Consider the following 7,323-nt stretch of genomic DNA (forward strand, 5'->3'; position numbering starts at 1 on the left):
TAACGCGAAACTCAAGAATGTCCCCAATCCCGGTGACCCCGCTTCCAATTTCCCCCGCCCTCCCTTTTTATTTTTTATGCAAGGCTTACTACAATATAGCAAGCTCTGTGAGAAATAATAAAAATTTGTCAATCTATAGACAATGTCGAATATTTACAAACCTTAAACCTTAAACCTTAAACCTTAAACCTTAAACCTTGAACCTTAAACCTTGAACCTTGAACCTTGAAATCAGACAACAACATTTACCAGTTTTTTCGGGACGAAAATAAATTTCTTTACCGGCTTCCCGGCCAGATATTTCCGCACTTTGTCACTGGCCATAACCAGAGGTTCCAGCTCCTCGCGGCTAATCGCCGCATCAACACTCAACCGATCACGAACCTTGCCGTTTACCTGAACCACCATCATTATTGTATCAGTGCTGATTGACTCAGGATCATAATCCGGCACCCGGAATGCGGCCAGTTCGGTTTTTTGTCCCAGACATTGCCACAACTCTTCCGTAATATGAGGAACAATCGGGGCCAACAACACCAAAATCGTCTCCACGGCCTCCCGGATAACCTGGCGGAGAACCTGATCATCGGCATCCGGCATATCGATAAAAGGTTTAAGGGTATTAACCAGTTCCATGACCGCACTGATAGCGGTATTGAAATGAAACCGTTCTTCAATATCCTTCCGCACTTTTTGAATCGTCTGGTGGGTTTTCCGTCTTAAAACCTGCACATTTTCAGACAGATCCCCAAAAGAACCGACATAGGGAGAGACATCCTTGATCATCGGCAAAACCGCGTGCATCAGCCGCCAAAGACGGTGTAAAAATCGTGATGCCCCTTCAACCCCCTGTTCATTCCAATCAAGATCCAACTCGGGCGGGGCCGCAAACAAACTGAAGATACGGGCCGTATCTGCACCATATTTTTTAATCAGGGCATCGGGATCAACCACGTTACCCTTGGATTTAGACATCTTGGCCCCATCTTTGATCACCATTCCCTGGGTCAGCAAATGAGTAAATGGTTCGGAAAAATCGATATAGCCAAGATCACGTAAAACCCGGGTAAAAAAACGGGAATAGAGCAGATGCAGAATGGCATGTTCAATGCCGCCGATATACTGATCAACCGGCAGCCAGTAGGAAGCCGCCTTTTTATCAAAAGGGTTCTGGTTATAGTTGGCACATGCGTAACGGATATAATACCATGATGATTCAACAAAGGTATCCATGGTATCGGTCTCACGCCGGGCTGCTTTTCCACAAAGAGGACAACTGGTCTCAACAAAATCCGGCATCACCGCCAGGGGTGAGCCACCTGAAACACTAAGATCCACCTTCTCCGGCAATACCACCGGCAGATCAGCTGCCGGAACCGGCACAGTACCGCAATGATCACAGTAGATAACGGGAATCGGCGTTCCCCAGTACCGCTGGCGGGAAATACCCCAATCACGCAAACGATAGGTGATAGTTTTTTCACCTTTACCCTGTTCCTCCAGGTAGGCGGCAATCTCTTCCAGGGCTTCCTGATTATCCAGGCCATCAAAAGGCCCGGAATTTACCAGTTTGCCGGAACCGGTGTATGCTTCCACCATTGTTTCAGGATCCAGATTTTCTCCATCCGGTTGAATCACGACAATAATCGGCAAGCCATACATCCGGGAAAATTCGAAATCCCGCTGATCATGGGCCGGCACCGCCATAACCGCTCCGGTACCATACTCCAGCAAGACAAAATTCGCCAGGTAAATGGGCATCTTCCGGCCGGTTACCGGATTAAGGCAGTAGCGGCCGGTAAAGACTCCTTCCTTCTCCTGGGTGCCAACATCACGATTGTCTTGCTGCGCCTGACGCCAGCGCCGGATAAACGCTTCCACCTCGGGTTCCTGACCCGTCCCAGCCACCAGTTCAGAAACCAGTGGATGCTCAGGAGCCAGACTCATAAACGTCGCCCCGTACAAAGTATCCTGGCGGGTGGTAAACACCGTAATAGTTTTATCACTGCCAACCAGAGGGAAAACAATATTGGCCCCGGTACTTTTACCAATCCAGTTTTTTTGCATGGTGGTCACCCGCTCGGGCCATCCCGGCAGGCTGTCACACCCGGCCAGCAATTCTTCCGCGTAATCGGTAATCCGGAAAAACCACTGACTTAATTCACGCGTTTCAACTTCCTGGCTGCAGCGCCAGCACAGACCGGCTTCAACCTGTTCATTGGCCAGCACCGTCTGACAGTGTTCACACCAGTTAACCGAGGATTTTTTCTTGTAAACCAGACCTTTTTCATACATCTGGAGAAAAAAGAGCTGCTCCCAGCGATAATATGATGGATCACAGGTTGCCAGTTCACGACTCCAGTCATAGCTGAATCCCATCCGTTTGAGTTGCTGACGCATGGATTCAATATTATCCCTGGTCCAGGCAGCCGGATGGACTTTACGTTCTATGGCCGCATTCTCCGCCGGCATCCCAAAGGCATCCCAACCCATGGGATGAAGAACATTACGACCTCTCATCCGCTGATAACGGGCCACCACATCGCCAATGGAATAATTGCGCACATGGCCCATATGGATTTTCCCGGACGGATAGGGAAACATCTCCAGCAGATAGTATTTTTCACCCTCACCGTCAGCAGCCGCAAAGGTATTTTCCCGCTCCCAGTGCGCCTGCCACTTTAATTCAACTTTTTGCGGATTATATTGCGATTCCATCATGTAGCTCTGTAGCTCTCAATACATGCTTTTTACGGTATAAGGAAAACACCTTACACCTTTCCCTTATCTCCCCTGTCGCTTTTCCAGCTTTTCCTGTTCTTCTTTACAGGTAATGCACAAGGGCGCCACCGGTCTGGCTTCCAAACGCCCTAAAGAGATTTCCTCGCCACAAGCATCACAGATGCCATAAGTTCCATTCTCAATTTTTTTCAGAGATTCGTCTATTTTTTTAATCAGGTGGGTTTCCCGGCCCCGAATACGGAAAAGAAAGTTATTATCCACTTCCACGGAAGCCGCATCTGCTTCATCCATAAGATCTTCCCGGTTAGTGTAAATATCACCTCGTTTCAGTTGATCAACCTTTTCAACAATCTTCTTTTTCTCAGCCAGCAGCAGCTGTTTGAAGTGATCCAGTTGCTCTTGCGTCAGCATCTTAATCCTCCTTCTCCAATAAATCCTGCATAGCGTCAAAACCAAGCACCTGCAGGAAGACATTTCATACCTAAGTAAAACTTGTAAGGCCATTAAAATGATGGCGGAGTGTATACTAATTCAGGCAGCAAATCAACAAAAAGTTATGATCAGCTCACGAGAAAATAACAGATTGAAGCACTATTTAAGGCTGTCTTGAAAAATGAGAATTTTTGTTTGAGAACAAGGCAGGCGAACATTATAACCACAGGAATATATTACATATTTTGAGGATTATAATGTGAGCCTAACGCGGTAATCGAGCAAAAAGGCCATTTTTCAAGGTAGCCTTAAGCCTACTCAGCCAGGGCGATACACATGGCCTGGGTAATCTGCTCAATTTCACTGTCACTGGCAATATAGGGAGGCATGGTATAAAGCAGGTGACCGAAGGGACGCAACCAGACCCCCTGTGTCATCAGCTGATCCTGGATTTTTTGCACCTGAACCGGTTCATGGGTCTCGATAACACCAATTGCTCCCAGAACCCTGACATCCTTAACCCCTTCCAGAGAACGGCATGGGGACAACCCACGTTCCAGCAGCGCCTCAGTTTCGGCAATACGCTGTTCCCACGGATATGATTCCAGCAGGCCGATATTGGCCAGAGCAACGGAACATGCCAGGGGATTGGCCATAAATGTTGGCCCGTGCATCAGCATTTTCAGTCCCCTGGTGGAAATCACTTTGCTGATTTTCTCATTGGTCAAGGTAGCAGCAAAACTCATATAACCACCGGTAATCGCCTTGCCGACACAGAGGATATCAGGTGATATCCCGGCATGTTCACAGGCAAAAAGTTTGCCGGTACGACCAAATCCGGTGGCAATTTCATCGGCAATCAGCAGCAGATCATATTCATCACACAAGATTCTTACCTGCCGGAGAAATTCCGGGCAATAAAAACGCATGCCACCGGCACCCTGAACAATAGGTTCAAGGATCAGGGCCGCAATTTCATGACTATGAGCTGCCATAATATTTTTGATTTCTTCAATATCATGGCCATCCCAGGCAGAATCATCCCGACACTTCGGGGCCGGCGCGAAAAACTGCGGCATGATCACCTCGCTAAACAAATGATGCATGCCATTAACCGGATCGCAGACGGACATGGTACCAAAGGTATCGCCATGATAGCCATTGCGGATGGTCAGCAAACGCTTCTTGCGGCCATGTCCCAGAGAAAGCCAGTACTGGAGCGCCATTTTAATCGCCACTTCAACCGCTACCGACCCGGAATCACAAAAGAATACCCGAGACAATCCCGGCGGGGTGATGGCCGCCAGTTTTTCGGCCAGTAGAATGGCCGGTTCATGGGTCAGCCCGCCAAACATGACGTGGGCCATTTTATCCAACTGATCTTTTAACGCCTGGTTCAAAACCGGATGATTATAACCATGAATCACCGCCCACCATGATGACATCCCGTCAATCACTTCACGACCGTCATCCAGTTGCAGCCGGGTACCTTTAGCCGACTTCACCAGGTGCGGTGCAATGGAAGACGGTGCAGGTGAATAGGGATGCCAGATATATGCATCGTCCATGGAAAGCAGATCCCCGGATTTTTTCAAAGGTGGCATAAAGGCCTCCAAAGTTTGGATTTATCAAACAGAATGAATTCAAAAAAAACATCTTTTCAGCTACCAGTCAACCAATTTTTTCGCCTGCAAACATCCCACCACTGAAAAAAACACCGGTCAAAACCTATTTTCCAACCTGCCGACATCGCTCTTATCACCTTATTTTTCCTTGTTTTCCAACCCTCCTTCTGTTATACACAGGCGTCAATTATCCTTCATTCAGGCTATCTTAAAAATGGCCTTCAGCATTACTCAGCCAAGGAGTATATCACCGGTGGACCAAAGCAAAAACATGCACAGCATGATGATCGAGTCAATCCGGAAGCTTTTGCACCGGGAAGCCTGGCATAATATCAACAAGATCATCACCAAACTTTATCCGGCTGATATCGCCCACCTGATGAGGTCTCTCAATGATGAGGAACAGCATCTCCTGTTTTCCAGAATCACTGATACTGAAAAGGCGGCTGAAACCATCAGCGAGCTGGATTTTTCTCTGGCTTCCGAGATAATTATCCGCCTGCCGGAAGAACAATCCATCCTGATTTTGAAAGCCATGTCCAATGATGACAAGGCTGATCTCCTGTCCCACCTGCCGGAAGATATTTCCCAGAAACTGCTGGAAAAACTGGGGTTCCAGGAATCCCAGGAGATTGAGACCCTGATCGGCTACGATGATGACACCGCCGGCGGGATCATGACCACCGAGTTTTTTGCCCTGGCGGAAGATTGCAATACTGCTGAAGCCGTGGAAGCAATACGCCATCGCGGGGACAAGGCGGAGACGGTTTTCTATATCTACGTGGTAGATCAGCGGGAACATCTGGTCGGCATTATTTCCCTGCGCCAACTTATCCTGTCCCAACCGGAAGCCACACTGCGTCAGGTCATGAATTCCAACCTGGTCAAAGTAAACATTAACACCGACCAGGAAATCGTCGCCCAACTGGTGGAAAAATACAACCTTCTCGCTATCCCGGTGGTTGATGATGAAAACAAGCTGGTGGGGATTGTCACCGTTGATGATATTATTGATGTTATCCGCGCGGAGACCACTGAAGATATCTTCCGCATGGTGGGAACCGATGCCACGGAAATGGTTTATGCCGACAACATCTGGTTAATCGCCAAAATTCGCCTTCCCTGGCTGTTAACCAACCTGTTGGGCGGCATTGCCACCGGCTACCTGATGTGGCTGTTTAAAGCAACCCTGCACCAGGTTCTGGCCCTGATAACTTTTATTCCGGTCATCACCGGAATGGGGGGAAATGTCGGCACCCAGTCATCATCTATCACCGTCCGCGGACTGGCTACCGGACACATAACCCTTGAAAATGTACGGCGCAGCATCTGGAAAGAGGCCAGGGTAGGAATTGCCATGGGAATAATCTGCGGCCTGGTGGTAGGCCTCATTGCCCTGGCCTGGCACCATGAAACTATTATCGGTCTGGTGGTAGCCATTGCCATGTCTGCATCCATGACCATAGCTGCTGCCATGGGAGCCCTGGTCCCCACGGTTTTTCAACGTTTGAAGATTGATCCGGCCATTGCCTCAGGCCCCTTTGTCACCACCAGCAATGACATTATCGGCATTCTGGTCTATATGGGAACGGCTACCATATCCTTAAGATATCTTTTTTAACCAGCAAAACGGTTTCTTACTTTCCATGCCCATAATTACCGATCAAGGCCTGATTATCAATAAAATTCCCTATGGTGAAAGTGATCTGCTGATTACCTTCTATACCTTGAACCGGGGGAAAATGACCGGCATCGGCAAAGGAGCAAAACGAAGCAGAAAGAGGTTTTCCGGACGTCTGGAACTGTTTTCTCTGGTTCGTTTCACCGGCTTTGCCAAGCCGGGAATCAGCCTGCCCCGTATTGATGAATGTGAACTCCTGGATCCATTCAAGGAAATTCAATATCAACCGGAAGCCTTTTTTTTCGGCTGTTACTTTCTTGAAATCATCAACCGCTGCTGCCCGGAGCTTCAGGCCAACCGGCAGATATTTGCCCTGCTGACTGAATTGTTCGGGTTTTTGACCATGCCGGCCGGCAGAAACTTTGCCTGTCAGATTCGCCTGTTTGAACTACAGATAATTGCCCTGCTTGGCTTTGCTCCCCTGTTAGATTATTGTCTGGGCTGCCGCAACCAGGTAAACCAGGATATGCTCTTTTTCGATCCGGAAGCCGGGGGGCTGATATGCCGGAAATGTCACCACCGCTATCCCCGGGCATTTCCGATCAGCCGCGGGACCATTGCCATTCTCAATAAATTCCTGCAAATCGACAGCAGCTTACGCAAAAAACTGAACTTCACCCCCCGGATCATGGATGAAACAGCCAGACTCTGTCGGAGCCTGCTGCGCTGGCATACCGGCCAGGAGTTCAAAACTCTCAAATATATTGAAAATATTGATCAATTCAGCCAGAAAACAGTGATTAAGCCATCAGATTCTTTACCGAAACGATTCAACCGCATGTCATGACGATACTTAAGGTATACGGTATACTGAAAAACCTTGAACCTTAAACCTTGAACCTT

General features: G+C 48.4%; 5 protein-coding genes. 2 read left to right on the forward strand and 3 right to left on the reverse strand.

The window, feature by feature from the left end; genetic code table 11:
- Positions 1 to 231: 231 nt before the first annotated feature.
- The 3 genes from leuS to bioA form a co-directional block, all read right to left on the reverse strand.
- Positions 232 to 2,718, reverse strand: a complete 2,487-nt coding sequence (gene leuS / locus U9P07_10110; protein MEA2109758.1) for a leucine--tRNA ligase — start codon at positions 2,716 to 2,718, stop codon at positions 232 to 234.
- A gap of 66 nt (positions 2,719 to 2,784) precedes the next feature.
- Positions 2,785 to 3,153, reverse strand: coding sequence for an RNA polymerase-binding protein DksA (gene dksA / locus U9P07_10115; GenBank protein ID MEA2109759.1), 369 nt, complete (start codon positions 3,151 to 3,153; stop codon positions 2,785 to 2,787).
- Between the two features lie 335 nt (positions 3,154 to 3,488).
- A complete protein-coding gene (gene bioA, locus U9P07_10120) occupies positions 3,489 to 4,778 on the reverse strand; it encodes an adenosylmethionine--8-amino-7-oxononanoate transaminase (GenBank protein MEA2109760.1) in 1,290 nt (429 codons plus the stop codon).
- A 274-nt stretch (positions 4,779 to 5,052) separates the two neighbouring features.
- On the opposite strand from bioA, the gene mgtE reads away from it, so the two are divergent.
- Positions 5,053 to 6,420, forward strand: coding sequence for a magnesium transporter (mgtE, locus tag U9P07_10125; GenBank protein ID MEA2109761.1), 1,368 nt, complete (start codon positions 5,053 to 5,055; stop codon positions 6,418 to 6,420).
- Between the two features lie 25 nt (positions 6,421 to 6,445).
- Positions 6,446 to 7,267, forward strand: coding sequence for a DNA repair protein RecO (recO, locus tag U9P07_10130; protein MEA2109762.1), 822 nt, complete (start codon positions 6,446 to 6,448; stop codon positions 7,265 to 7,267).
- Positions 7,268 to 7,323: the final 56 nt, after the last annotated feature.

Source organism: Pseudomonadota bacterium (assembly GCA_034660915.1).
GTDB lineage: Bacteria > Desulfobacterota > Anaeroferrophillalia > Anaeroferrophillales > Anaeroferrophillaceae > DQWO01.